Genomic DNA, 26,769 nt, shown 5'->3' on the forward strand with positions numbered 1-26,769 from the left:
TAATGTCTGCTGAATAATGCCGAACGTGTTGCAGTGCAAGACATTTCGGTGTATTTCTGGTATAATAAGTGCAAGAAAAAGAGCCAAAATGGTTCAAAAAGCTTGCACAAGGTCGTGAATGGGATGTACAAATACAGCAACGGACAGATCAGTCTGGCGGATTTCAAGCAGCCGGTGGGTATGCATCTGAAGGAGGACAACCGCTGGGTGAAGAAGGCGCAGACCATCCCCTGGACGGAAATCGAGAAGCGCTATGCCGCCTTGTTTACCAACCGGAAGGGCAACGTGGCAAAGCCCCTGCGTCTGGCACTGGGGGCCTGCATCATCCAGGCAGAGTACGGTTACTCAGATGAAGAAACTGCCCTGCAGATTCAGGAAAACCCGTATTTGCAGTATTTCTGCGGCTATCCGGGCTATGACGACTCCAAGCTGCCCTTTGATCCGTCCCTGATGGTGTATTTCCGTAAACGCCTGACGCCGGAGATACTGGGCGAGATCAACGAGTTGATTTTATCCACGGCGCAAAAAGAGGACAACCGTCACGACGATGACGACGACCGTGGAAACGGCGGCACCATGATCGTGGACGCCACCTGTGCGCCATCTAACATCCGCTACCCCCAGGACGCGTCACTGCTCAACGAGGCTCGGGAAAACGCGGAAAAACTTTTGGACGAGCTGCACGATTCGGCCGATGGCCGCAAGCCCCGCACTTACCGCACCCAGGCGCACCGGGATTTCCTGCAGTTTAGCCGCAGCCGTAAGAAGACGGCAAAGAAGATCCGCAAAGCAGTTGGGAGACAGCTACGCTATCTGACGCGAAACCTTGCCGCCATTGAAGAAAAGCTCGCTCTGGGCAGGATTCTTTCCGAACGGAAAGGAGCCCGGCTCGCGGCGATCCGCACGCTTTACGAGCAGCAGAAGTATATGTACGACCACCGCTGCCACACGGTTCCGAACCGGATCGTCAGCGTCAGTCAACCGTTCCTGCGTCCCATTGTGCGGGGCAAGGCGGGAAAGCCAGTAGAATTTGGCGCGAAGCTGGACATCAGTGTGGCGGACGGCTGGACCAGATTGGAGCGTTTTTCCTTTGACGCCTACAACGAGGCGGAGAATCTGCCAATGATGGCAGAGCGGTTCCGGGAACGGGAAGGGCATTATCCCAGCCGGATTCTGGCGGATAAGATCTACCGAAACCGGGAGAATTTACGCTATTGCAAGGAACATGGAATTCATCTCTCCGGTCCCGCGCTGGGCAGACCGAAGGGGGACGAGGCACGGGATAGAACACAGAATTTTCTGGACGAATGTGAGCGTGTGGAAGTGGAGCGGCGGTTCAGCCTGGCCAAGCGCAAGTGCGGCTTGGGGCTGATCATGACAAAGCTGCGGGGAACCATCGCCCACAGCGTCGCCATGTCCATTTTGGTGCTGAACCTCAGAAAGATTCAGTGCGCACTTCTGCGGTTGCTCTCATTTCTGGCTGCACTGCGCATCCAAAGAGAAAATTGCTATTTGTTCAGTGGACATTACTTACATGGACCGAAATACGTCCTTATTCTGCGTAAAATACTCCACGCCGGAATACAGAGTGGTCACCACAATAACCCACACGCATGCGGTGTTCAGCACCTTTGGGATGGGCAAAAACATCAGCACAAGGCAGACCATGGTGGCCGCGGTTTTCACCTTGCCAGACCAGCCGGCGGCGATGACGCGTCCCGCGTCAGAGGCCAGCATTCTAAGCCCGCTGACGGCAAATTCCCGGCAAATGACAATCAGCAGCGCCCACGCGGGCATCTGTCCGATTTCCACAAACCAGAGCATGGCCGCTGTGACCAGCATTTTGTCCGCCAGAGGGTCTGCAAACTTCCCAAAATCCGTGACCAGATTTCTGGACCGGGCAATGTGGCCGTCCAGCAAATCCGTGAGGCTTGCAAGAATGAAAATGGCCAGCGCCGCGTAATTCGCGCCGGGAAACCCCCAGTACAGCACCGTCATGAATACCGGAATCAGCAAAATGCGCAGCAGGGTCAGCTTATTCGGCAGATTCACCGTGGCTCACTCCTTTTCTCCGGTCAGCTCGCCGTCCGTGGTTCCGGTGAGGCGGACATTTATAAATTCTCCGGGACGGGCCTCGTCGGCATCAAACCAAATGCGTCCGTCAATATCCGGGGACTCGGCATAGCTGCGCCCATAATAGCGCTGGGCCTGTGGGTCAAAGCCCTCGCACAAAACCTCCCGCACAGAGCCGAGGACGGATTCGTTGTACCCGTCGATCACGTCGGACTGCACGTCCACCAGCAGCTCCGCCCGGCGGCGGGCCTCTTCGGCATCCACATGGTCCATTTTGGCGGCGGGAGTTCCCTCCTCGGGAGAGAAGGGGAACACGCCCGCCCGCTCGATTTTCGTCTCCCGCAGGAATTCGCAAAGCTCTTCAAAGGCCGCGTCGTCCTCCAGCGGCAGTCCTGCGATGATGCTGGTACGCAGCACCAGACCGGGAATGCGCGCCCGCAGTTTGTCCAAAAGGACCAGCAGCTCCGCCTTGGTGTCACGGCGGTTCATGGCCTTTAAAATTCTGTCGTTGCAGTGCTGGATAGGAAGGTCGATATACTTGAGAATCTTCGGTTCTGCCGCGATGACCTCCATCAACTCATCGTCGATTTCGTCAGGATAGAGGTAGTGGAGCCGAATCCAGTGGAAGTCCAGCTTGCACAGCTCCCGCAGCAGGGGAGCAAGCTGATGCTTACCCGTCAGGTCTGTTCCATACCGGGTGATATCCTGCGCAATCACAATCAGTTCCTTCACGCCCCGGTCCGCCAAATCTCCGGCTTCCTCCAAAAGGTGCTTCATGGGGCGGCTGCGGTATTTTCCGCGCAGAGAGGGAATGACGCAATAGGCGCAGCGGTTGTCGCAGCCCTCCGCAATCCGCAGGTATGCGTACCAGCCCGGAGTGGAGAGAACTCGCTCCCCCTCCTGCTCCGCCGTATGGATGCTGCCGAAGCGGCAGGGCCGCTCTCCGGCCATCACGGCGTCCACGGCGGCGGCCACGTCGCCGTAGCTTCCGGTGCCCAACACGCCGTCCACCTCCGGCAGCTCGCCCAGCACATCCTCCTGATACCGCTGGGCCATACAGCCGGTGACGAGAATTTTTTGTACCTTTCCGGCCTTTTTCAGCGCACCCATCTCCAGAATGTTGTCAATGGCCTCCTCGCAGGCAGAGGCCAGAAAGCCGCAGGTGTTCACCACCGCCACGTCCGCGCCCTCCGGCGCGGCGGCAACGGTGTGGCCCGCCGCCGTGACGGTGGCCATCATCTGCTCGCAGTTCACCTGATTCTTCGCGCAGCCAAGGGAAATAAACGCAACACTGTACTTCAAAATAGCTCCTCCATTGCATGGGTTTCGATTTGCGGGCCGCGCGAAGCGCGGCCCAATGTGTACTGATGGTTTTGACGTGGCCTGATTGTTACAATGCGGACTTGCCTGTTTTTAGAGAGCTTCTGCATTCGTAAAGTTTTTAAAACAACTCCGGCCTGTTTCGGCGCAGACAATGCCTTTTTAAAAGGATACTCAGGAATCGTCCGGCAGTTCTGCCCAAGCGGACAGCCCGGTTCTCACGTCGCTCCAGCCAAAGCCCCGGCGCGCCAGCGCGTCGGCGGCACGGCGGCGCTCCCGCTCGTCCGGGGGACTCTTGCGAAAGCGGTCTTGCAAATACGCCGCGATCATGTCTGCCGGATCCGGGGCGGAAGACATGGCGTCCTCCCACAGTTCCCGGGGGACGCCGTGTTTGTAAAGCTCGTCCCGGTAGCGGGCGGGGCCATAGCCCTTTTCCGCGCAGTGGCGCACCAGAAGGGCGGAATACTCCCCATCATCCAGCGCGCCGATGGCTTCCAGCCATTCGGCGGCGTAGCGGGCCTCCGTTTCCGACGCGCCTTTTTCCGTCAGCTTTCGCTCCAAATCCCGTCGGGACATTGCCCGCCGCCCGATCAGCTCCGCCGCCCGGGCCTTTGCGTCGGAGCCGGAGGCGGAAGCCTTTAGCCGACCCAGTGTCTCTTCGTCCAACTCGTCTCCGGCCCGCAGGCCAAAGTCCAGCAGCTCCTGCTCGGTGATTTTCAGTAGCGTCCCGTCCTCAAGAAACACCAGAACCCGCCCGGAAACATGCTTCGACCGCTCTAAACGGTCAATTTTCATCGTTAAAATCGTCTGCGTCCACATCCACGGCCCGGCCCGCCGCCTTGGCCGCCACGCGGGACTGACCGGTGAGCAGTTTATCGAAGTTGGCGCGGATATCCGCTTCCAGCTTTTCCATCACTTCCGGGTTATCACGCAGGTAGTTTTTTGCGGTGTCACGGCCCTGGCCGATGCGGGTTTCCCCCATGGAGAACCAAGACCCGGATTTCTGCACCAAATCCAGCTTAATTCCCAAGTCAATCAACTCTCCGCTGCGAGAGATGCCCTCGCCGTACATGATGTCAAACTCCGCCTCACGGAACGGCGGGGCCATTTTGTTTTTTACAACCTTGGCCCGGGTGCGGTTACCGATTAGCTCCGTGCCGTTTTTCAGGGCCTCGATGCGGCGCACGTCGATGCGGATGGAGGAATAGAACTTCAGCGCCCGGCCACCGGTGGTGACCTCGGGATTTCCGTAAGTAACGCCCACCTTTTCCCGAAGCTGATTGATAAAGATGACGATGCAGTTGGTCTTGCCGATGGCGCCGGTGAGCTTGCGCAGGGCCTGACTCATCAACCGGGCCTGAAGGCCCACGTAGCTGTCGCCCATGTCGCCCTCGATTTCCGCACGGGGGACCAGCGCCGCCACGCTGTCCACCACCACCACGTCGATGGCGCCGGAGCGCACCAGTGCTTCGGTGATCTCCAATGCCTGCTCGCCGGTGTCCGGCTGGGAAATCAGCATGTTCTCAATGTCCACGCCAAGAGCCCGGGCATAGGTGGGGTCCAGCGCGTGCTCCGCGTCCACGAAGGCAACCTCGCCGCCCTTCTTCTGGGCCTGCGCCACTACATGGAGGGCCAGCGTGGTTTTACCGGAAGATTCCGGCCCGTAAATCTCAATGATGCGGCCCCGGGGCAATCCTCCCACGCCCAGCGCCAGATCCAGCGCCAGCGACCCGGTGGGCACGGTGTCGATCTCCAGATTGGACCGGTCGCCCAGCCGCATGATGGAGCCCTTGCCATAAGCCTTTTCAATTTGGGCGATGGCGCTTTTGATGGCCTGATCCTTGTCCGAGGCGATTTCCGCCTTCTTATCCGGCAGTGAGGATGCGGCTGCTTTATCTTTTGCCATAGTCTTCTTCCTCCTTATTTTTAGGACCGTACTGTAAAAACTCTTTTTAAGCGCGAAAACAGGCACCCATTGATGCGGGGGGGGCGTTTATCCCGGCGCAGCTTAAATCTCGGCGCACAGCGTTCCAAACACCACGCGGGGAATCCCGTTTGTGTCCTTCACCACCTGAATGTCCCCGAAGCCGGCGGCGCGCATGATGCGCAGCACGCTGTCCGCCTGCCCGATGCCAACCTCGAAGTACAGCCGCCCGCCGGGGGCCAGTGCCTGCCGCCACCGCTCCACAATGTCGCGGTAAAAGTCCAGCCCGTCCGCGCCGCCGTCCAGCGCCAGATGGGGCTCGTAGTCCCGCACCGCCGCATCCAGCGAAGGAATGTCCTCTGCGGGGATATAGGGGGGATTGGACACGATGCAGTGAAACTCCCCCAAAGCGGGGGAGGGCTTTTGCCGCGCGTCTATTTGCATGGAGACGGCTCTTCCGGACAAGCCACAGCGCCGCACATTCTGGCGGCAGATTTTCAGCGCCGCTTCGCTTAACTCGCCCAGAACCACCCGGGCCTGAGGCACCCGACAGCCAATGGCGAGGCCCACGCAGCCGCTGCCTGCACACAAATCCAGCACCCGGCACTCGGACAGCGCGCCGCAGAATTCCATGGCCTGCGCGGCCAAAACCTCCGTGTCCGTCCGGGGAATCAGCACGGCGGGGGAGATGTCCAGCGGCAGGCCGAAAAATTCCCACTCGCCCACAAGATACGCCACCGGCTCTCCCGCCAGACGCCGCTTAAGCAGGTCGTGGGCCCGCTGCTCCAGCTCCGGCGAGGCGTACAGCGCCCCGTCCCGCACCAGCTCTTCCCGGTTCTTCCCGGTGGCAAAGCACGTCAGCTCCCGGGCCTCCAGTGTGGCCATCTCCACCCCGGCGGCCTTCAAGACCGCACGAAGGTCCATATATAAATTGTTATAGGTCTTGGTCACGTTTGCTTCATCCTTTTTAAAAAGCTGTGCTTACCATTCGTCCTGCCCCTTTTCGTTGGGCAAAACCAGCTCCAGTGAACGGATAGCGCACTCAATCATAGAGTCCTCCGGCTCGTTGGTGGTGAAATTCTGCATCCACATGCCCGGGGCGGTCAGGGCCTTTGCAAGGCCGGAGCTGCTGCGGCCCACCCAGCGGTTGAACTCATAGGTAATGCCCACCACCAGCGGCAAAAGCAGCAGGTGCACCAGCGTGCGTAGCCACACGTTGGTGATCGGCCAGATACCGAACACTGCGGAGGAGATGAGAATGGACACAAAAATCACCACAAACAAGAAGCTTGTGCCGCAGCGGGGATGGTGCCGGGGCTGGATGCGAACATTCTCCACCGTCAGAGGCAGGCCTGCCTCATAGCAGAAGATGGTTTTGTGCTCCGCGCCGTGGTACTGAAACACCCGGTAGATGTCCTTCATTTTTGAACAGCCAACCAGATAAATCATGAAGATAATAATTTTCAAAACGCCTTCCACCACGTTGCGCCCCCACAGGGGGAAGCCGGGGAAGAAATGGAGAATCCCTCCGGTGATAAACGTGGGCAGCACCAGAAACAGCAGCAACGACATTCCAACGCCCACCACGGTGGCCACCGCCACCAGCATCGCCTCCAGCTTTTTGCTGGACAAATGCTTTTCAAGCCACAGATCAAACTTGGACGGCTTTGCCGCCTCATCCTCCGGGTAAAAGTCTGCGGAGTACATCAGGGCTTTCACGCCCTTGACCATAGAGTCCAAAAAGTTTACGGTGCCCCGCACCAGCGGCCAGCCCAAAAACGGGTGCCGCTCCTTGATGAGGTGAAGCTCGTCCACCTTTTCCACCAGATTTCCCTCGTGATCCCGCACGACAATGGCCTGCTTTTCAGGCCCGCGCATCAAAATACCCTCGATTAAAGCCTGTCCGCCGATGCTGGTGCGGAAGGCGCAGGAGTTGTTTTCTGCCATGTGTGGTCCTTTCTAGTTACTTAAGAATAGCATAAAATTTTTATAAATGCAACATTTGTTCTACAATATTTTTGCCGCCCGCGTGATCCGGCGACAAAGACGCCCGTGTGTCCGCCACAAAAGGCGGCGGACGGCAGGGGCGGATTTTTCAGTTTCCGATTGGCAGGGAGATCGTCACCACCGTGCCGCCGCCCTGTGCGTTGGTAATGTCGAACTTTCCGCTGTGCAGGGTGACGATTTCGTTGCACACAGCAAGGCCGATACCGCTGCCCCGGGCCTTGGAGGAGCCCTTGTAAAATTTCTGCTTCACGTAAGGCAGCTCCGCCTCCGGAATGCCGGGGCCGAAGTCCCGCACCCGAACCACCTCATATTCGTTTTCAAGAGCCACGGAGGCGGCAATCCGTTTGCCGGAGCCGCCATGCTTGGCGGCGTTATCCAGCACGTTGCAAAACACCTGCTTCAGCCGTTCCGGGTCCGCGGAGATAGGGGGGAGGTCCTCGCCGTCTGCGTCGTATTCCAGCTCAATATCCTCCTGACGGAACAGCTCACGATAGGTAAAAATTGCGTCCTCAAATTCGCTGCGCAGGTCCACGTCCGCCTCCACCCGCAGGGTGAAGCGCCCGTCCTCCATTTTGGAGAATTCCAAAAGCTCCTCCACCATGGTGCTCAGGCGGCGGGCCTCCCGCAGAATAATGCGGATGCCCTTGCGAAGCTGCGCGGGGTCGCCGGAGGCGTCCGCCAGAATTGTCTCTCCCCAGCCGTTGATGGCGGTAAGAGGGGTGCGCAGCTCGTGGGACACGGAGGAGATAAACTCCGTTTTCATCTTCTCGTTCCGCCCGATTTTCATCGACATGTCATTGATATTATTCACCAGCTCGCCCAGCTCGTCGGTGTACCTGTTTTCAATTTGAAGCCCGTAGCCCCCGGCGGAAATCCGCTTCGCCGCGTCGGACACCACCGCCACCGGCTCCACCACCCGATTTATGAACAGGAGGTTTGAAACCACCACCATCGCCATGCAGACCGCCGTAATCAAAAATACCGCCAGCACGGATAAAAGCACCTGCCGGTCCACGTCCCGCAGCGCCGTCACCAGCCGCAGTACGCCCACCACCCGGCTGTTAAACATCAGTGGGTAGGACACGGAAAGGATGCGCTCTCCCGTGGCGGGGTCCTCGCCCTGAAACACGGCCTTTTCCCCGGTGGAAACTGCATCGGGAATGTCGGCTGTTTTGGGAGAGGTTCCCACGGTGAGTCCGTAGCTGGAGGCCTGAATGCGTCCGCTGGGGCTGATGAACTGCAATTCAATGCGGTCCTTGTCCTCAAAAGAGTCGGTGGAGTACACCGCCATTTGATAGTACTCCGCATAGCTGTTCATGAAATAGCTGTTGAAGGAGTCTGCCGCTTCCTGCGCCCGAATCTCCAGGCCCCGCTGCATCCCGCCGTAATAATAGCTGGCAACGCCGGCGGAAAACAGCGTCACAATCAGCACCAGCAGGGCAAGCACCGGCATAATGGTGTTGAGAATCCACCGCTGGCGCAGCCCGCCGATGTGCAGATATTTTTTTCGCATACTTCCGCCTGTTTTCGGCATGATTCTCCGTCCTCTTTTTCCTTTTATCGTCAGTGCGGCGTCACAGGCCCCATTTGTAGCCGTAGCCCCAAATGGTGGTGATAAACGCGGGGGTTGCCACGTCGTCCTCTATTTTCAGACGAAGCCGCCGAATGTTTACATCCACGATTTTCAGCTCCGCAAAATAGTCCCGCCCCCAGACCGTATCCAAAATCTCCTCCCGGCTCAGGGCCTTTCCGGGATTCTCCATAAACATCTTCACAATGGAATACTCCACCTGCGTCAGCTTGATGCGTTTGCCGTTTTTCTCCAGCGTGCGGTTCCGGGTATTCAGCAAAAAGGGAGGCTGGCTCAACTCTCCGGCAGGCGCCGGGTCCTCGCCCCCCGCCCTGCGAAACAGGGCGTCCACCCGGGCGGTAAGCTCGGCAGGGGAGAAGGGCTTTGTCACATAGTCGTCCGCCCCGGTCATCAGGCCCGTCACCTTGTCCATTTCCTGGGTGCGGGCGGTGAGCATGATGATGCCGATTTTTGTGTTGGTGGCGCGAATCCTGCGGCAGACCTCAAACCCGTCGATACCCGGCAGCATAATGTCCAGCAGCGCCACCGTCACGTCCGGGTTTTCCCGCAGCCGATCCATGGCTTCCTCGCCCGTTTCCGCCTCGATGGCGTCGTAGCCTGCCCGGCGCAGGTTGATGACAATGAAATCGCGAATGCTGGACTCGTCCTCCAGCACCAAAACTTTTTTCATGAGAGCTCCGTCCTTCCCAAGTATTCTCAGTTGTCTCCCGCCAGCCATTCTCCTGTGATGAGGCTGAACGCGGAGCGCAGTTCGTCCTCTGTCATGCTCAGGGGCCATACGCTGTTGGCCTCCGCCATCAGCTCTGCCGAGTAAACCGTTTCGGCCTGTCGGCTGAGAATAAACCGCCCGCCCCGCACAGCTTTGATCTCCCGGCTGCTTCCGGTGACGGCGCTGATTTTCAAAAATTCCCGCGTCCCGGTATCATCGCGGTAGGAGAAGGTCACGGTGGCTTCCTCCGGGCCGGAGTCCCGCCGCACCGTCACCTGATTCAGCCAGCTTTCCGGCAGGACCAGATACCAGCCATCCTCCACGTCATGGTAGGTAGACGCGACCCGCGTGGAAGCGCCTGAACTATCGTAGCCCCGCCACTCGATGCGGTAATAACCCTGTCCGCCCTCAGACATGGCGATCAGCGCCGGAACCGGCGCTTCGGTGGTTTTGTCGCCGTTGATGTCCGTGGGGTAGAGGGAGAGGAACCGGGCGATCTCGGTGGATATCCCGGTAATGTCGGAGAGCACAATGTTGTCCAGCTCCCCGTCCCGGTCCACCAAAATATCTGTGATGGCGGTGGTGGAATCAGAGACGCCTACCACAAACAGCGCCGGCGTTCCATCCTGCAAGGCGCCGGATACCACCCGGCCCAGATTGCTCAGCTCCGCCATGGTGACGGATATTTTACAGGAGGATTTCAGCGCCATGGTTCCATCCTGCCAGACATACCGCTCCGCGACGCCCATGCCCTCCGTGTCCGCCCGGAAGGCCACCAGCTCGCTGCGGCCGTCTGCGTCGAGATCGGTCAGGACGTACTTGACATAGGTGGTGCGCAGCAGCTCCTCGGGCTGCTGGCCGCGCAGGGCGTAAATCGTCAGCGCTTGCATCTCGGAGGCGGTCTTCCAGCCCACCGCCAGCTCTGTGTAGCCGTCTCCGTCAAAATCGCTGTATACGATGCTGAAGATGGCGCTGCCGCTGCCTTCAATCACGGCGGAGCGATGATAGCTTCCGTTGCTGGCGCTGAAGATATAAATTTTCAGAGGCTTTTCCTCGTTGGGTTTGCGCATAAAGGCAAGGGCTTCCTCTTGCCCGTCTCCGTCCAGATCTACCAGTTGCACCGGCTGGATGTTGGACCCGGAGGTGGGGGCGGCGTATTCCGCGCCCTCTTCAATCAGCGCGTTGATGCTGGCCTCCAGCTCCCGGTATTCGGCAGGAAGACTGGGCAGGCTGTAAAGGTCCTCCGCGGTTTCCGGCTTTAGCCCGGCGCAGCCACTCAAAAGAAGACAGAGGGCCGAGAAAAGCGAGACTGCGGCCATACACCTCAGCTTGTTTTTCAATAGGTCCGCCTCCTTTTCGCCGCCCCGTTAGGGCTTAAACTCTTTTTATCTCAATTATAACAGTATATCATACCTTTTATCGGTTTGGTAGTGTTTCTTCACGTTTCCCGGCGCAATTTACCGACTGTTCACGTTCCGAAATTTTCCCCGCGGCGGTTTAGCACTAATTTTCGCAAAATTGCACTTTACATTTCCAAAAATCATGCTATAATATCATTTGTCTCTGGCTCCGGAGGATTCCGGCGTGCGTCTTGCCTTTTGGGGAGCGCCTTGCTTGGCTGGAGCCGCAGTCGGATAGTCTGCGGGAAATATTTGGGGGCGTAGCTCAGCTGGGAGAGCACGCGGGACGGTTTCAGCAACAGTTGTGTAACTCACTTGGCAACCACTCGGTTCGCATCAGTAAAATTGGAAATATTTGGGGGCGTAGCTCAGCTGGGAGAGCGTACGGTTCGCATCCGTAAGGTCGAGAGTTCGATCCTCTTCGTCTCCACCAAGTTCAGGAAAATTCGCTAAAAGCGAGTTTTCCTGAACTTTTTTATGCGGTGCGTGACTCGGGTGCCTGCATTTTATCATGTCCTGAATTATCGGCACGATAGCTCTGCAATTCTTCAAAGGATACGTTGAAATCCACTTCAATATTGTAATCTCTGCCGACGCGGACGGCCTTGATGAACTTCGACACAATCATTTTCTTTGCCTCGAAGGAGCTTTTGTCGTACAGGTCGGCCCAGCTTAACAGTTGGTCGTACTCACGCTTTAATCCTTCTGAGGTTTCAAGCAATTCCTGCAACTCTGCCTCTGCCGTATCTGCGCTTGCCTGCGCCTTTTGAATTTGTGATTCTGCTTCGGCTACCAACGTATTCAACAGGTCGATGCTCAGCTTGCTTTGGCCGCGAATGACTTTGAGCGTCTCGCTTTTATAATCATCAAGCTCCTTCTGCTTGTCCAACAGATATTTCTTTGCCATCTCGCATTTTGACCTTGCCAGTTCAATATCCTTTTCATGCTGGTTGGAGAGAATCTCAGATTCTGATGCCGCAGCGATCTCGGAAAATTTTATTCGGATGAGCTGATCGACAATGCCATCCACTTTCTGAACGGGATACCCAGACTGCCCTTCACATTCTCCCGGATGCCGCACGTTGTAGTGACACTGATACCGCATCCGCACTTCCTTTTGAATGGTGCCGTCAGGCATTTTTTTGTTTCTCCCACTGGTGGTGAGGGTCAGCCGGTTGCCGCAGTGGGCGCAATAGATATTCCCTACCAGCAGAGACTTCCCTTTGCAGTTAAGCGGAATGGAACTATGGGGTTGGGTTCGCTGCCGCATAATCTCCTGCGCCTGGGCAAACACATTGTCGTCGATAATCCGAAGTTCGTCGATATACTGCGATTGGCTGTCGCCGTTTTTGATGATTCCGGTGTACAGGACGTTTTTGATCATGCGATTCAGGCTTGTATTGGGAAAGCCCTTTCCGTCCCTGCTTTTCATGCCGTTGTCATGCAGAAAGCGGCATAGGCGCTGAGCCCCGTATCCCTCGTCAACATATTTATGAAAGATCAGGCGAATGATCTCAGCCTCATTTTCATCGACGGCTAAGTCAAAAACCTCGCGGTTGCGCTTGTTGACGCGGCCTTTCTTCTCCAGCTTATATCCGAAGGGTATGGAGCCGCCGGTATATAGCCCTTCCTCGGTAAGTTGGCTCAGCCTCGTTTTAACACGCACAGAGGTTTTTATGCTCTCGCCGGAGGCCTGCCAGTATCGAATGTAGTTCATCAGTTTGTCAACGTGGGAGTCGAATCGCTGCTGGCCTTCCATCGCGCTCCAGACCTCAATGCCGGTTTTTACAAACCACTCCACAACAAAGGGCGTTTCATCGTCCCGGCGTCCAAGGCGGTCAAACATGAACACCAGCAAAATGTCAAATTTTCTTGCAACGGCGTCCTGCTGGATATGCTGAATAGCATCGCGGTCCTTCGCGGACACCTTGAATCCGGAGATACCCTTCTCGGAAAACTCTTTTACAATGGTCCAGCCCTGCGTTTCCGCAAATTCGCGGCAGCACTGCTTCTGCATTGGGATGTCGTCTTTTTCCACCTGCCCAAGCGTGGAAACGCGGTAAAGGCAATACACGCGCTTTGCAGAAGGACCACAATTTATTATTTTATCCATATACATTACCTCAATTTAGAATATCTGAAAGATGATGTATATGGCTCGTTTCCGTTTCAATATTCGGTTGTCAAGGAGCAGTGTACATCATCATTATTACACCTGATATGAGTACATGCAAACTTGCCGTGCGCATTATTTGGTTTGGCAGGCGGCAAGCAGGGATTTTTGAATATTGCCAAGGACATTTTCGTTCCTCTTTTCAAGGCGGGATGGGAGATAGTTGATTTTTACGCGGCATCCCTCTATCGTCAACACCTGGGTCCTTCTATCGGTCTGTTGATTCATCAGAAAAGTAGGCTCTAATTTTTTTTTGCTCCATAGAAGGATGCTCCTTTCTATTCAGTCATAGGAATAGCAGCCGCGCCGTTTCCTTTGGGTCATCGTTACACATGACACAAAACGGCGCGGCTGTCCCTTTGTTTCGATTTGCTTATATGTTTACAGACATCAGCGGCGGTTCTGCTTCCGGGAAATCTGCCGAACAGCTCAAGCAGGAACTGCCGCTCGAACCGAGGAAAGCACCCCGCCCCGGCGAACAGGAACAGATTGTTTATCTTAATCTGTCCGAGCTTTTTGCTTTCAAAGACCAACCGTTTCAAGTCCGTAATGATGAAGAAATGGCGGCTATGGTGGTAAGCGTCAAGGATAAGGGCGTTACCCAGCCTGCCCGTGGTATTAGGGCAGGCTGGTGATGTATTTACGCAGGATGATTGCCATGAAATAAAAGCGCAAGTGCAATGATCATGCCGCCGATGCCGTTGGGAAGAGCGGCGCTTGCTGCTTCCTGCACCCACACAACGCCCGCGGTCATGATTTCGGCTTGGACGGTTATTTGCGCGGAGCCCTGTCCAGTGTGCATAAAGGTGCCGTCGGGGCCCAGCACGTTGAAGTAATCTGTGACAAGTGCCATGATGCCGGAGCCGGAGGAATTTACCGCGCGCTTGATGCCATAGGAGAAAGCCCCGCCGATCATTCCGCCAAACACGGCGTGGACGTTGAAAGCGCTTCCGATCATCATGGAGAATGTATGGGGAATTGCGCTGACATTGCTCACAAGAACAGCAATTGTGACAAGCAGATAGCCAATGGTCATGAAGAGAACGATAATGGTGGAGAACTTGGCGATGCGGTGAACGCCGCCGGAGATGACAAGAAACAGCAGGGCGGCGGGGACGGTTTTTCCCGCTGCGATGCTGTCGGCGGCGCGTTTGCTCGGGCTTTGGTTGACAATGGCTTTGGAATCGGATATAAAAAAGGTGCGCGAATGCTTTCAAGCGGCTGATGAGCTGCCTGAACAATTTTAGGGTCGGAGAGGCTTCGGGTGAATTTGAAGCCCGGGCTTCACATAGTTTTTGTACGGAGAAATGAAATATGAAAAGCTTAAAGGCATTTTTAGCACGGAAAGACATTGTGATTTCGCTCAGAAGATACGGAATTGACGCAATGGGCGCGATGGCGCAGGGCCTGTTTTGCTCTCTCCTGATCGGTACGATTATCAATGCGCTGGGGACCCAGCTTCATATCTCGTTTTTGATCGCGCCGGTTGTGACGGTCAATGACGTGGCCTATACGGTCGGTTCTCTAGCCACGATCATGAGCGGCCCCGCGATGGCCGTTGCCATCGGATACGCACTGCGCTGTCCCCCGTTGGTCCTGTTCTCGCTGATTACCGTTGGCTTCGCTTCCAACGCGCTGGGCGGCGCGGGAGGTCCGCTGGCCGTGCTGTTTGTTGCGATCTTCACCGCCGAAATCGGGAAGGCCGTGTCAAAGGAAACAAAGGTGGATATTCTGGTGACACCGCTTGTCACCATCGGAACCGGCGTGGCCCTTTCCGCGTGGTGGGCTCCCGCGCTGGGAAGCGCCGCCATGAAGGTGGGGGGTATTGTCATGTGGGCGACAAACCTGCAGCCGTTTTGGATGGGGGTTTTGGTATCCGTCGTCATCGGCATTGCGCTGACGCTTCCTATTTCTTCCGCTGCAATCTGTGCGGCGCTGGGCCTCACGGGAATTGCAGGAGGGGCGGCCGTCGCAGGGTGCTGCGCACAGATGGTGGGGTTTGCGGTGATGTCCTTCCCGGAAAACCGATGGAGCGGACTGATGGCGCAGGGGCTGGGTACTTCTATGCTGCAAATGGGAAATATTGTGAAAAATCCGAAGATATGGATTGCACCGATTCTCACGTCCGCCATTACCGGCCCGCTGGCTACCTGTTTGTTTCATCTGGAGATGAACGGCGCCCCCGTATCCTCCGGGATGGGAACCTCTGGCCTTGTGGGCCAAATCGGCGTGTATACCGGCTGGATAGACGATATCGCGCGGGGTTCCAAGGCTGCGGTAACCTCAGGGGATTGGATTGGATTGATTTTGATCTCGTTTCTTCTTCCGGCTGTCATCTGTCCGCTGATTAACCTCGCTTTAAAAAAGATCGGATGGGTTAAAGACGGCGACATGACTTTATCGTAGGAGGCGTGGGCGTTTCCGTGGTGATGGGCGGATTCGATGTGAGAATCGCCGCGGACTGATCCGTAATTAGGTTGAGCTGCTATGCCAAAACGACTGTTCTGCGCGGTGTGCCAATGGAAAGACGCGCCCGTTTTTCAATACCGATTGTTTCGGTGAAGCCGGATGCGTCGGCGTCGCGGCGCCTGTTTTAAAATGACTGATAGGAAAGAAAGGTTGTAAAAACAGAATGGTGAATACGATTCTATTTGATTTGGACAATACCCTGCTGGATTTTAACCAGGCGGAGAGCATCGCGCTGACACAAACCCTGCTCCAACTGGGGATTCATCCGAATGAGGCCGTCATCCGCAGGTACAGCGAATTGAATCTGGCGCAGTGGAAGCTGCTGGAGCAGGGGAAGCTGAGCCGAAGTGAAGTGAAAACGCGGCGGTATCGGCTTTTGTTCGATGAGCTTGGCGTGGCGTGTTCGGCTGAGAAGGCGGCAGAGATTTATGAATCCCTGCTGGAAGTCGGACATTATTTTATAGATGGGGCGGAGGCGTTGCTGCGGGATCTTTCCCCCCATTATCACCTGTACATCGTCACAAATGGAACGGCAATCGTCCAGAGAAGCCGCATCAAAAGCGCCGGCCTTGAAAAGTATATGGAGGGTATTTTTATTTCAGAGGAAATTGGGTTCAACAAACCCGGCAGCGACTTTTTCGATTACTGCTTTGCGCAGATTCCACACGCTCGCAGAAGTGCCGCAATGATCGTCGGAGACAGCCTTACCTCGGACATTCAGGGTGGCATAAATGCGGGGATTCAAACGGTGTGGTTCAATCCGGCACGGCTGCCCAACGATTCGGGTATCCTGCCGGATTATGAAATATATGCGTTAGAGGAGCTTAGCTCCCTGCTGGATGCATACGATTGACGCTTCAAACAGCTCTGCGTTACAAAAGGGAAGTGTACCCTCAACGCCGGATGATGCGCAGAAAACTGATTTGGCTTCCTCCGCCAGTCAAGGAGCTGCCCGTTTTGATTTCAACGGAGCCGCGCCTGAATACCGGCGGAGGAAGCCATGGGGGACGGATGTTGGCCGTTTGTATGTTTGTTACGGCCTGGGGATATCCCCCGCCGTACGAACCATAATTGGGCGCAGGGTCTCCACCCAGGCATCGAACGCACCTGCGTTATTCAGCAGTTCCAATGCCTGCATATTAATGCCGCCAGGGGTGCTGACAGTTGCCATCAGGTGAACACCTTCTTTGTCCTTGCCGCAGGCCTCCTTACAGACAGCGGCGAACATATTTGTAGTATACTGGGTGGCAGCTTCAGTGGAGACACCCTCTTCGTTGACAGCCCAATCAATCACGTGGTCCATAACCGCAAAAATCGGGGCAAACAAGCCGGTAATGGAACCAAACACCGCAGCGTGATAGCGGCTGTCTACGTTGACGATTTTGCCAATGTGTCCAAAGATTTCGGCCGCCTCCTGAGTAGGCGGACATTGGACGATGGGACCGGGATAGAACGAGAGGAAGGTACCGGGAATCATGTGCAGGATCGTGGCAACCTTGCAGTTCATCCAGGAGGCACACTGCTCCGCCGTTTTGTCGAACATGACGTTGATGACTTTGTGGGAGGGCTTAAATGTCAGGGAGCGCAGGACCTCTTCCCCCACCTGGGGCCATACGGCAATCACGATCCAATCGGATTTGTCGACACACTCCTGAAGAGTCCTGACTGCCGTGATGCGGTCAGGATATTTTGCACGCAGCTGCTCGCAGGCTTCCTGCCGCATATCAGAGACAATGATGGGATAGGGTGTGTCCGCAGCGCGTTCACAAAAGCCGGATACCATGGCGTTCACGATTGCGCCGGCACCCAAAAATCCAAGGGTAGGCAGTTTGTCAGGCATATCTAAAAACTCCTTATATATTCTGTTTTGCGTTTATATATCTCCTGCGAGATCAAATAATGCCCAGCTTTTCCATTTCGGCCTTGACTTCGACCCTGACGGGCTCTTCGCATTCCACGCAGGGAACAGTGGGCTTTCCTGCGTCAAAGCCGCGTAAAATCATGCCATATTTGCTGGGGCCGGGGTTGGGAGACTTGAAAAGACTGCGCATCATGGGGAACAGGCGCAGCCCGTACTCCGTGGTTTTTGCGATATCACCGGATTTGGCAATGTCGTACAGTTTGACAAGCTCCTTAATCATCACGTTGCCGGTGGCCACAACACAACCGTCCGCGCCGCAGAGCATCTCCCAGGCGCCAAGGAACTCGTTCCCGGAGAGCACTGCCATTCGTTCTCCGAAACGGCCAATCAGCTCCATCGTCTGCTCATAGCGCTCGGCACATTCCTTAATACCGCAAATGTTGGGGACAGCGTCCAGCAGCTCACCAACAATGTCAGGAGTGACATTGTAGCCCGTACGGCCAGGGAAATTGTAGATAATTATCGGCATATCCACGGCCCCGTCAACCATTTTGAAAAAGTCAATCACGCCGGAGAGGCGGGTGTTGCCGCCATAGGGGTTGCTCAGAAGAAGAACGTCCGCACCGGATTCCTTTACGACCTTGGCGGCTTCAACGGCATCGTAAACACTCAGTTCCACAACACTGGCAATCACGGGGACTCGATGGTTCACGGTCTGCACAGCCAGTTCCATCGCCCGCTTCTTGGTTTCCTTGGGCAGGGTCAGGGACTCGCCGGTGCCGCCCATTGTCAGCAGACTGTGTACGCCGTTTTTGATCTGATCCTCAATAATTTCGACATATACCTTCTCATTCAAAGTGACGCCATCGTCCAGCAGGGGGGTAATCAAAGCGGTCATCACACCAAAGTGCATGTTCATGGTTTCATTTCTCCTGTTACTATATATTTGGTTGGGGACATGGCCACCAGCCATGTCTTTATCCATCTTGTTGCCAAAACTGTTAGAATGAGAGGACAAGCGGCCTGACGTATTTCTCCAAGGACTTTGCGTCCGTTAGAAAGTCAGTCAGCCATCCTCTTGTTCGCAGCGTTCGATTTGTGCAGGTAGAGCCGCCGCCCGGCGCGTTCGCGTCATCAAACAGATAGAATCGGCAATGAAAAGGGTGGTTCGCCAATTGTAAATCTGTGATGGGAGCGTGGGTTATGAACGCAGTCGGAATTGATGTTTCCAAAGGGAAAAGTATGGTGTCGGTCATTCGTCCCTTTGGGGAACTGGTGGCAAAGCCCTATGAGGTGCGCCACACCTCCAGTGAACTCAGCGAGCTGGCAAAGCATCTGAAAAGTCTGGAGGGTGAAACGCGGGTGGTGATGGAGCACACGGGGCGGTACTATGAACCGGTGGCCCAACTGCTCCATGATGCCGGTATCTTTGTAAGCGCAGTAAATCCGCTGCTCATTAAGGAATACGGAAACAATTCTTTGCGCAAGGTGAAAACCGATAGAGCGGATGCGCTTAAGATTGCCCGGTATGGTCTTGACAACTGGACGGAATTGCGGGAACATACTCCTATGGACACGATTCGTTACCAACTGAAAAGCATGAACCGGCAATACGGTCTGTACACCAAGAACAAGACGGCGATGAAGAACAATCTGATTGCCTTGCTTGACCAAACCTATCCCGGTGTAAACGCCCTCTTTGAAAGCCCCACCCGCGCGGATGGAAGCCAGAAGTGGGTGGATTTTGCCGCGTCCTTTTGGCATGTAGACTGCGTGAGAGGCCTGGGACAGGCTGCATTTGCCGAGCGTTACCGCAAGTGGTGCAAGCGGCACGGATACAATTTCAACATCGGCAAAGCCATTGAAATTCATACAGAGGCAAAAGAGCTTATCTCCATGCTGCCGAAGGATGCGTTGTCCAAGGTGATGGTGCAGGAAGCAATCACACAACTCAATACCGTATCTAAAACGGTAGAGCTGTTTCGCGCGGAAATGAATCGACTTGCAATGGAGCTTCCTGAATACGATATAGTCATGGGATTGTACGGCACCGGAAAATCTCTTGGCCCTCAACTAATGGCTGAGATTGGCGATATCCGCCGCTTTGCACACAAGGGCTCTTTGACGGCCTTTGCAGGGGTTGACCCGGGAGCGAATCAGTCTGGAACCTATGAAGCGAAAAGCACACGTTCCTCCAAACGGGGTTCTCCTGAGCTGCGAAAGACGCTCTTTGTGCTTATGACGGTGCTGTTACAAAAAGCCCCACCGGCAGATCCTGTGTTTCAGTTCTTGGACAAAAAGAGGGCCGAGGGTAAACCTTACCACGTTTACATGACCGCTGGCTGCAACAAGTTTCTGCGCATTTATTACGGCAGGGTGAAAGAGTATATGAATACTCTGGACACACCTGTAGATACAGATTCAACCGGCCTTTCGCGTTAAATCCTTTCTACATAGTTCAGGTCAGCGCTCCGGCGGTGACCTTTTTGTGTTGCTCTATTTTGCGCTGCAACTTTCCCTCATTTGCCTATTGACTTTTTATTTGCAGGCTTTAAGTAATCATTAAAAATTAAGTAAGCTTACAGTGTGAATGATTTGGCCGTTACTGTCCCGGCTTCCTCCATTGCCGTTCGGTTGGCCCAGTTGTAGGTGTCCACACCGTCCAGCGCCAAAATCAGATTTTCGGCAGCCTTTTTCGCCAGTCGCTGCTTTGCCTCCCAGGTATCGCCGCCAAAGTGTGGAGTGAGAATGACATTCGGCAGGGAAAAGAGCGGATCGGCGAACTCAGGCGGTTCCTTTTCAAAAACATCCAATGCCGCGGCGGCAATCTTATGGTCCCTTAGAGCAGCATAAAGCGCCTTCTGATCCACCACGGGGCCTCTGCTCAGGTTGATCAATGCAGCAGTATTCTTCATCCGGTGAAGCTGTGCTGTGGAAATCATCCCTTCCGTTTCCGGCGTAAGGTGCAGCTGAATTGTTATGTAGTCAGCCTCAGAAAGTCCGTTATCCAGTGTCTCAATCTTTTTAACCCCAATCCCTTCCATTTGCTCTGCTGAAACAAAGGGATCGAAGCCGATCACCTGCATATCAAAGGCCTGCGCCTTTTTCGCAACACTGCGGCCGATTCGCCCCAGTCCAATGATCAGCAGGGTCTTCTCGGCTATTTCATGGGGGATACTGCTCTCCCGATATTTCCAGTTTCCCTGACGAACCGCTGCATCAGCTTGGATCAGATTGCGGCTGAGCGCCAAAATGGACATGACCACATGCTCCGCAACGGAGATGTAATTGCCGTCCGGGACGTTCTGCACACGCACGCCGTGCGCTGTGGCAGCAAATATGTCGATGTTATCCATTCCGGTGCCGTGCTGCTGGATCACCCGTAACGACGGGCATTCCTCCAGAATCCTGTGGGTGATATGCTCTACCCGGGTTATAATGCCCTCGGCCTGATGCTCGTTGAGTTTCTGAATGAGGGTATCTTCCTTTCCGTCACACGCCATAAAAACCTCGCAATGGGAGTTCAGAATATCTACCCCGACAGGTTGGATGGTAGGTTCCACCAAAAGAACCCGATGTCTCACTACAATCACTCCTCGTATTCAATAGCTTGATTTTAAAGTTTGCTGTGGGAAATCAGACCGGATAACCCAGCATTCTGGGCAGCGTCAGGACCAGCAGCGGGCAATAGCTGAGAAGGAACAGAATGAAAATACAACCGATGGTGAAGGGCAGGGACTTTTTTACGACTTTCTTCAGGTCGCAGCCTGTAACCCCACAGACTGTGTACAGCGCCATTCCAAACGGCGGGGTAATCATGCCAATCATGATGTTAATCACAAACACGACGCCGATATGTATGGGGCTGCAGCCCATTGCCACAAAAAGCGGCGTAAAAATGGGGGCGTACAGCACCTGCTGGGCAGAGTCGGAAATCCACATACCGTTAAACAGAATGAAGATATTGAACAGGAAGAGAAAGAGATAGGGAGACATATTTGTGTTCTGGATAAAGCTGCTGAGCATGATGGGTACGTTTTCCACAGACAAGATCCAGCTGATAACGGAGGTGAAGCCGATAATCAGGTACACGGTGGCGGTGCCCTTTGCGCTGACTTTGAGGCATTCCCAAAGCTCAGACAGCTTTAGGCGATGGGTTATTGCAAGGTCCAGAACCAGCACGTAAATTACGGCAATGCCGGAGGCCTCTGTGGCGGTAAAGATACCGCTCATGATACCGCCCAGCACCACAACGACCATGCCGATGGCGCCCAAGGCTTTCAGGGATATCTGGAGCTTTTCTTTCGCTGTAAAATGAACCTCGCTCCTGGGGAAATTATACTTTCGCGCCATAAAAGCAACGATCATAATGTGGACAACGCCCAGCATGACGCCGGGAACGATCTGCCCCACGAACATTGCTCCCACGGAAACCGAAGTCAATCCGGCGAACATCACAGCGGGGATAGACGGAGGGATGATGGGGCCTTGGAGCGCGCTGGTAGCCACCAGGGCGGCCGAAAAATCCTTGTTATAGCGCTCTTTTTCCATCATGGAAACCTCGATAGGACCCAACGCGGCGATACAGGCAATGCCAGAGCCGGATACGCAGCCAAACATCATGTTCGCCAGAATCGCAACGTAGGCCACACCCCCCTGGAGCCGCCCTACAAAAATGCGGGCAAAGTCAACAATCTTATCCATCAGCCCTGTGCGGGCCATCAGCTCTCCTGAAAGCATGAACAGCGGGATGCAGACGTAAATAAAGCTGTCCATGCCGGTAAACATCCGATGGGCATACATCATCAGGCTATCGACCATTCCGGGCGAGATGAAGAAGTATGCCAGTGCGGATGTGCCGATTGCCATGATGACGGGGGCGCCAATCAGGAGCATTCCAAACAGCATGACGATCAGAATGATAAGGGAACTACTCATGGCCGTTCTCCTTTCTGGTCCTCTTTGAAATCTGCTGTACTGCTTTCCTGCCGCGTCCTGGTGCCTGTCTCCATGAAGTCTACCAGCAGGTTTGCAAGATACTGGAGCAGCATCAGGACTATGCCGACCGGAATGCTGAGATAGACCCAGAACTTGTCAATGGGAATGCCCATCACCTGAATGCCAATATAGTCGACGGCTTGCCGCCAGCCCTGCCAGGTGACAACAGACAAAATGATCACGAAGAGTCCTGCGTAAATGGTTTCCCGGACCTGGAGCAGCTTTTTGGGCCAGAAGTTGTCCAGAAAATCCACCCGCATCAGGCCTTTTTCATAGACGAGGACATTTGCGGCCAGCATTGTCCCCCAAATCAGGCCATATCTCGAATACTGCTCCGCCCACATAATGCCGATTTGAAGCACATAACGGCAGACAACGCTGAGAAAGATCGCAAGGGCGACCGTGCCCAGAAAGGCGGCTGCTATGGCCAGACTGGCTCTGGCAATTCCGCGCTGGGTCCGTTTGATTGCGTTCATCTCAATCTCCTTTCACTCTTCTTTGGCGCACAACGACATTATTTGGCAATGCCAAGCAGTTTCTCTGCCGATGCGTAGGAATCCTGGAATTTCTGATAAAAACCGGCGTCAACTGTCTGAAGGACTGTTTCTTTGCAGGTTTCATAGCAGGCATCCCGAAATTCGGCCAGCTGCTCATCGGAGAGGGAAATGATTTCCACGCCGCTTTCCTTCAGGTTAGCCAGTACGTTGACATTGTTGGCGGAAACCACGCCGATAGCCGCTCTTCTGGCCTCGGCTGCGGCTTTTTGGACCCACCTCTGCTGCTCAGCGGTCAGGTTGTCAAAGGTTTTACCGCTGATCAGGCACATGGAGGTGTTGGCCAAATGATTGGTTTGTGTTACATAATTGACGGCCTCATACAGATTGTTCATAAAGAGCGTGTAGTTGGGGTTCTCAAAAGCGTCGATCACGCCGGTGGAAGCGGCGGAATACAGCTCGGAGAAGGAAACCGTTGTCGGCATGGCGCCCCAGGCTTTAATCATTGTCGTGTGGGCGTCGATGGACTGGACACGGATTTTCATGCCGCGGAGATCGTTGACGCTCTCTACACGCTTGTTCCAGGTGTCAAGATTGCGGAAGCCTGTGGCCATCAGGCTGAGAACGCGCATATTTCCAGCGGCTCCCAGCTGTGTGTTCAATTCATCCAAAAGCGTTCCCTGGCAGACCAGATTGAAGGCGTCCAGATTATCAACGAGATAGGGAATGTCAAACACATTGAAATCAGGGACCCAGGAGGCAAGGTTGCCGCTCGCGGCGCCTAAGACGATGTCGATGCTGCCCTGAGAGCACTGCTCAACGCAGGAGGTTTCGTCGCCCAGCTGGCTGTTGGGGAAAATTTCGGCGCTCATTTCCCCGCCGGAGTAGGTTTCCAAAAAGCTCTTAAATGTACGGGCATAGCAGTTCCAGGTATTGCTGAGCATACTGGCATCATTATCCGTATGGGAGATCTTCAAAACAATCGAAGCGCCTGCAAGGGGAAGGGATTGCGTGTCACCAATGGCGGTTGCTCCATCCGCCGTGGAAGGTCCGCCGACAGTAGGCGTGTTCTGAACGATTCCGCAGCCTGTCAGGAGCGTGGCTATCAGCAGCATTGCTAAAATGGATAGTGGTCTCTTCTTCATCGGAAGGGCTCCTTTCAAAATTGAATTTTTAAGTTCATTTTGCGCTGAGGGCCTTTCTGTACCATCCCCTTTCGCAGTTACCACTACGTTCGTTCCAATTTGCGGTGCATGACTTTTTAAGCCATATTGATTGTAGTGCTTTCCGCAATGACATGGTCAAGGACAAATTTAAATGCAGCTTTTGTACAAAAACACAAATTTAATAAAATCTTCCAAGAGCCTTTTGAGGGGTTTGTCGTGCTTTGCCCAAAAGAAGCTTCCCCATGGGGAAGAGTTTTATGGCCGGGGCAGGAGAAGTCTCCGCCCCCCTTGTTTTGACTTGAAAAGTGCTGAAGATTTACTTATAATTTACATGCTGGGCAGCAGAAATTTAGCGCTCGAAAGGTAGGGGGAGAAGGTTGGAACACTATTTTGAGGATGGAAATGAGCAAATCAGCATTGGTGAAATATCAGAGATATTCAAGGTTTCACAGCGTACACTGCGGTTGTATCACGATATAGGCTTGCTGGTACCACAATATATCAACGGTAAAAACAGCTACCGCTATTATTCCCGCAGTCAATTTCCAAGGCTGGAAAAGATCCTTCAGATGAAGGATGCGGGACTCTCCCTCAAACAAATCAAATCCATGCTGGAAGGGCGGAATCTTTCCCTCTATGAAGCCGTGCTTAATGAGCGCATCGACGAGCTGGATGAAAAAATTGCTCAAGACACAATGTCCCGCAACCAACTCCTTAAACAGCTCAATAGCTGTGCCCGTCTGCGAAATCCGCCGACGCAGGATGTTCCGTTCATCGAGTTTATTCCGAAGCGGTTTGCGTTTGGTTTTGATATTGAAGCATATGACCTGTATGATGACTACGGTGGCACATCCCCGTGGGAAACGGCAATGGAAAATGTGAAAAGCATCCTGACAAACAACAATCTGCCTGCGTCGTTGCTGCATCAGTCCTGCTGCTCGGTCAGTCAGCAGAATCTGATGGAGGGGCGATACATCTGTGATAAGGCGTTTCTTATTACAGACGGCCCTGTCCAGGCCACGCTGCCGCAGGTGATTATTCAACCCAGCACCTATGCGTGCAACTATCGGAATTACACGGCTTTGGACGGGCATTCCGAGAGCGTGGGATTAGATCATCTGCTGCAGTTTATTGCGGATAATCACTACCAGATTGTGGGTCCTTATTTGGGCGAGGTGGTAGCGAAGATGTCGGTTTTTGATTACAGCAACAACACAATCATGGTCAAGCTCCAAATTCCGGTTAAAATTTAGGTGTAGAATCTCCCTCTGTTTTTATCCGCGGTGACCTCGTGCCCCCGCGGGGGGAGAGGACAGATGAAAAGAAAGTGCCTGCCAAGGGTTTCCATTACATTGCTGGGCGGGGTCGTGATTTTATGGGCAGCTGGCAGCCTTCCGGGCGGGCTTTTTGCAGGGTGTGTCCATGCCGATCCAAACATCCGAATGCGTTACGACATAGATCGTACTTTCCCTGACCCATATAGAGCCCCGCTTCCTCCCGGCCCTTCTGGGTATAAATTTAGACAAGCGAACTCCCTTTCGGCAGGAGTTCGCTTGTCCGATTGCATTTTAGAACTTGCTTTCAGGTCCTTCGTGTAAAAACTCTGCATGAGATCAGCGGCAAGTCCAAAGCCGGGAATTTACCGCCTTGTTGGCGTTTACCACGCTTCCGATTGCCTAAACGAAAATGGACAGGGTAAAGGGGAGTAGGCAACAGGTTGTCGACAAACCTTGCAATTCATATTTCTCACCCAACAGGCGAATTAATGGATCAGGCAACTCCGCATCTGGAACATAAAAAGATAAAATCAACCGACACTAAGGCTGACTGTAACATGATTCGACAAGAGGGATGAGAGAATTGGATAAAGAAAAATGGAACCTTCATAACAGTTATATAAATCTACCCGAGATTTTTTATACGAGGCAAGCCCCAACCGCTGTGCGTAGCCCAAAGCTTGTCATTTTTAATCATGCGTTGGCGGCTTCTTTAGGCGTACCTGAGCAATTAGGCGTCTTTGCCGGAAACGAACTTCCCGGCGGATCCCAGCCCATAGCCCAGGCATATGCGGACATCAGTTTGGGTATTTTACCATGTTAGGTGACGGACGCGCGGTCCTTCTTGGAGAACAGCTAACAGATTCCGGAGAGCGGTTTGATATTCAGCTAAAAGGGGCCGGGCCAACCCCATACTCCCGAGGTGGTGATGGACGCGTAGCCTTGGGTCCTATGCTACGGGAATATATCATTAGTGAGGCTATGTATGCATTGGGGATTCCAACGACCAGAAGTTTAGCAGTCGTAACAACAGGAGAATCTGTGAGACGCAAGAAAACCCTGCCCGGAGCATTTCTCTGCCCTTGGCCCTGTTGAGAATCTGCCCGCAGAAGGCACCCAGCAAAATGGAAATGGGAATGGAGAGAATCATGGCCAGAACAATTCCGGGGATGCCCCAGATCTGCCAGTCGGCGGTAAAGATCAGCGCGATCTCCGCGGCCATGGCGCCTAACGTCATGGCAAAGTTCAGGCCCATGCCCGCCATGATGGGGAAGATGAGGCACAGGATCAAAAACGCGTTTCGGCCC

The 26,769-nt window shown here is 54.4% G+C and carries 22 protein-coding genes, 1 tRNA gene and 4 pseudogenes; 9 read left to right on the plus strand and 18 right to left on the minus strand.

Annotation, left to right across the window (positions count from 1 at the left end; translation table 11 throughout):
* Positions 1 to 180: 180 nt before the first annotated feature.
* Positions 181 to 1,389, plus strand: a pseudogene (locus B2W96_RS11820) (IS5 family transposase); the annotation flags it as partial.
* Between the two features lie 141 nt (positions 1,390 to 1,530).
* On the opposite strand, the gene pgsA reads toward B2W96_RS11820, so the two are convergent.
* From pgsA to B2W96_RS04075, 9 genes are all read right to left on the minus strand, one after another.
* Positions 1,531 to 2,052 carry a CDP-diacylglycerol--glycerol-3-phosphate 3-phosphatidyltransferase gene (pgsA, locus tag B2W96_RS04035; RefSeq protein ID WP_293008804.1) on the minus strand — a complete coding sequence of 174 codons (522 nt, stop codon included), beginning with the start codon at positions 2,050 to 2,052 and terminating at the stop codon, positions 1,531 to 1,533.
* A 6-nt stretch (positions 2,053 to 2,058) separates the two neighbouring features.
* Positions 2,059 to 3,375, minus strand: a complete 1,317-nt coding sequence (gene rimO, locus B2W96_RS04040; protein WP_293008806.1) for a 30S ribosomal protein S12 methylthiotransferase RimO — start codon at positions 3,373 to 3,375, stop codon at positions 2,059 to 2,061.
* Positions 3,376 to 3,567: 192 nt separating this feature from the next.
* Entirely contained in the window at positions 3,568 to 4,188 is a 621-nt protein-coding gene (locus B2W96_RS04045) for a regulatory protein RecX (protein ID WP_293008808.1), read from the minus strand.
* Positions 4,178 to 5,299, minus strand: coding sequence for a recombinase RecA (gene recA, locus B2W96_RS04050; protein ID WP_293008810.1), 1,122 nt, complete (start codon positions 5,297 to 5,299; stop codon positions 4,178 to 4,180). Before recA ends, B2W96_RS04045 begins: the two co-directional genes overlap by 11 nt.
* 102 nt (positions 5,300 to 5,401) lie before the next feature.
* A complete protein-coding gene (gene prmC / locus B2W96_RS04055; RefSeq protein WP_293008812.1) occupies positions 5,402 to 6,268 on the minus strand; it encodes a peptide chain release factor N(5)-glutamine methyltransferase in 867 nt (288 codons plus the stop codon).
* A gap of 30 nt (positions 6,269 to 6,298) precedes the next feature.
* Positions 6,299 to 7,264 carry a DUF1385 domain-containing protein gene (locus B2W96_RS04060; protein WP_293008814.1) on the minus strand — a complete coding sequence of 322 codons (966 nt, stop codon included), beginning with the start codon at positions 7,262 to 7,264 and terminating at the stop codon, positions 6,299 to 6,301.
* 148 nt (positions 7,265 to 7,412) lie between these two features.
* Positions 7,413 to 8,837 carry a sensor histidine kinase gene (locus B2W96_RS04065; RefSeq protein ID WP_293008816.1) on the minus strand — a complete coding sequence of 475 codons (1,425 nt, stop codon included), beginning with the start codon at positions 8,835 to 8,837 and terminating at the stop codon, positions 7,413 to 7,415.
* A gap of 61 nt (positions 8,838 to 8,898) precedes the next feature.
* A complete protein-coding gene (locus tag B2W96_RS04070; protein WP_293008818.1) occupies positions 8,899 to 9,585 on the minus strand; it encodes a response regulator transcription factor in 687 nt (228 codons plus the stop codon).
* A gap of 26 nt (positions 9,586 to 9,611) precedes the next feature.
* Positions 9,612 to 10,964, minus strand: coding sequence for an FG-GAP repeat domain-containing protein (locus tag B2W96_RS04075; protein ID WP_293008820.1), 1,353 nt, complete (start codon positions 10,962 to 10,964; stop codon positions 9,612 to 9,614).
* 417 nt (positions 10,965 to 11,381) lie between these two features.
* On the opposite strand from B2W96_RS04075, the gene B2W96_RS04080 reads away from it, so the two are divergent.
* Positions 11,382 to 11,457: transfer RNA gene (locus B2W96_RS04080), tRNA-Ala, on the plus strand.
* 42 nt (positions 11,458 to 11,499) lie between these two features.
* On the opposite strand, the gene B2W96_RS04085 is transcribed toward B2W96_RS04080, so the two are convergent.
* Positions 11,500 to 13,143: a recombinase family protein gene (locus B2W96_RS04085; RefSeq protein ID WP_293008822.1), complete on the minus strand. Its 1,644-nt coding sequence runs from the start codon at positions 13,141 to 13,143 to the stop codon at positions 11,500 to 11,502.
* 491 nt (positions 13,144 to 13,634) lie between these two features.
* Between B2W96_RS04085 and B2W96_RS04090 the strand changes: the two are divergent.
* Positions 13,635 to 13,808 (plus strand): annotated as a pseudogene (locus B2W96_RS04090) (DNA-binding protein); the annotation flags it as partial.
* 29 nt (positions 13,809 to 13,837) lie between these two features.
* Here the strand turns inward: B2W96_RS04090 and B2W96_RS04095 are convergent.
* Complete coding sequence (locus B2W96_RS04095; RefSeq protein WP_293008846.1) at positions 13,838 to 14,287, minus strand: alanine:cation symporter family protein; 450 nt, start codon at positions 14,285 to 14,287, stop codon at positions 13,838 to 13,840.
* Between B2W96_RS04095 and B2W96_RS11825 the strand changes: the two genes are divergently transcribed.
* The 3 genes from B2W96_RS11825 to B2W96_RS04110 all read left to right on the plus strand — a co-directional run bounded on the left by B2W96_RS11825 (position 14,168) and on the right by B2W96_RS04110 (position 16,519).
* Positions 14,168 to 14,422, plus strand: coding sequence for a hypothetical protein (locus B2W96_RS11825; RefSeq protein WP_293008824.1), 255 nt, complete (start codon positions 14,168 to 14,170; stop codon positions 14,420 to 14,422). The genes B2W96_RS04095 and B2W96_RS11825 overlap by 120 nt on opposite strands.
* An 89-nt stretch (positions 14,423 to 14,511) precedes the next feature.
* Positions 14,512 to 15,603: a PTS transporter subunit IIC gene (locus B2W96_RS04105; protein WP_293008826.1), complete on the plus strand. Its 1,092-nt coding sequence runs from the start codon at positions 14,512 to 14,514 to the stop codon at positions 15,601 to 15,603.
* A gap of 226 nt (positions 15,604 to 15,829) precedes the next feature.
* Entirely contained in the window at positions 15,830 to 16,519 is a 690-nt protein-coding gene (locus tag B2W96_RS04110) for a YjjG family noncanonical pyrimidine nucleotidase (protein ID WP_293008828.1), read from the plus strand.
* A gap of 180 nt (positions 16,520 to 16,699) precedes the next feature.
* Here the strand turns inward: B2W96_RS04110 and B2W96_RS04115 are convergent, their stop codons facing one another.
* Both B2W96_RS04115 and B2W96_RS04120 read right to left on the minus strand, forming a co-directional pair.
* The gene (locus tag B2W96_RS04115; protein WP_293008830.1) at positions 16,700 to 17,506 is read right to left on the minus strand and encodes an NAD(P)-binding domain-containing protein; all 807 of its coding nucleotides are present in this window, start codon (positions 17,504 to 17,506) and stop codon (positions 16,700 to 16,702) included.
* A 52-nt stretch (positions 17,507 to 17,558) separates the two neighbouring features.
* A complete protein-coding gene (locus B2W96_RS04120; protein WP_293008832.1) occupies positions 17,559 to 18,446 on the minus strand; it encodes a dihydrodipicolinate synthase family protein in 888 nt (295 codons plus the stop codon).
* 284 nt (positions 18,447 to 18,730) lie between these two features.
* Here B2W96_RS04120 and B2W96_RS04125 point away from each other — a divergent pair, with 284 nt between their 5' ends.
* A complete protein-coding gene (locus tag B2W96_RS04125) occupies positions 18,731 to 19,969 on the plus strand; it encodes an IS110 family transposase (protein WP_293008834.1) in 1,239 nt (412 codons plus the stop codon).
* Between the two features lie 137 nt (positions 19,970 to 20,106).
* On the opposite strand, the gene B2W96_RS04130 is transcribed toward B2W96_RS04125, so the two are convergent.
* Genes B2W96_RS04130 through dctP form a run of 4 tightly spaced genes read right to left on the minus strand, consistent with a single transcriptional unit; the run spans position 20,107 to position 24,164 of the window.
* On the minus strand, positions 20,107 to 21,120 hold the full coding sequence (locus B2W96_RS04130; RefSeq protein ID WP_293008836.1) for a hydroxyacid dehydrogenase: 1,014 nt from the start codon (positions 21,118 to 21,120) through the stop codon (positions 20,107 to 20,109).
* Between the two features lie 43 nt (positions 21,121 to 21,163).
* Entirely contained in the window at positions 21,164 to 22,465 is a 1,302-nt protein-coding gene (locus tag B2W96_RS04135; RefSeq protein ID WP_293008838.1) for a TRAP transporter large permease, read from the minus strand.
* Positions 22,462 to 23,001, minus strand: a complete 540-nt coding sequence (locus B2W96_RS04140) for a TRAP transporter small permease (protein WP_293008840.1) — start codon at positions 22,999 to 23,001, stop codon at positions 22,462 to 22,464. Before B2W96_RS04140 ends, B2W96_RS04135 begins: the two co-directional genes overlap by 4 nt.
* A 38-nt stretch (positions 23,002 to 23,039) precedes the next feature.
* Positions 23,040 to 24,164: a TRAP transporter substrate-binding protein gene (dctP, locus tag B2W96_RS04145; protein WP_293008842.1), complete on the minus strand. Its 1,125-nt coding sequence runs from the start codon at positions 24,162 to 24,164 to the stop codon at positions 23,040 to 23,042.
* A 398-nt stretch (positions 24,165 to 24,562) separates the two neighbouring features.
* On the opposite strand from dctP, the gene B2W96_RS04150 reads away from it, so the two are divergent.
* Complete coding sequence (locus B2W96_RS04150) at positions 24,563 to 25,438, plus strand: MerR family transcriptional regulator (protein ID WP_293008844.1); 876 nt, start codon at positions 24,563 to 24,565, stop codon at positions 25,436 to 25,438.
* A 598-nt stretch (positions 25,439 to 26,036) separates the two neighbouring features.
* Positions 26,037 to 26,539 (plus strand): annotated as a pseudogene (locus tag B2W96_RS04155) (protein adenylyltransferase SelO family protein); the annotation flags it as partial.
* Here the strand turns inward: B2W96_RS04155 and B2W96_RS04160 are convergent.
* Positions 26,442 to 26,769, minus strand: a pseudogene (locus B2W96_RS04160) (hypothetical protein); the annotation flags it as partial. The pseudogenes B2W96_RS04155 and B2W96_RS04160 overlap by 98 nt on opposite strands.

The sequence above is a fragment of the Oscillibacter sp. UBA6647 genome, assembly GCA_002455655.1.
Taxonomy (GTDB): domain Bacteria; phylum Bacillota; class Clostridia; order Oscillospirales; family Oscillospiraceae; genus Oscillibacter.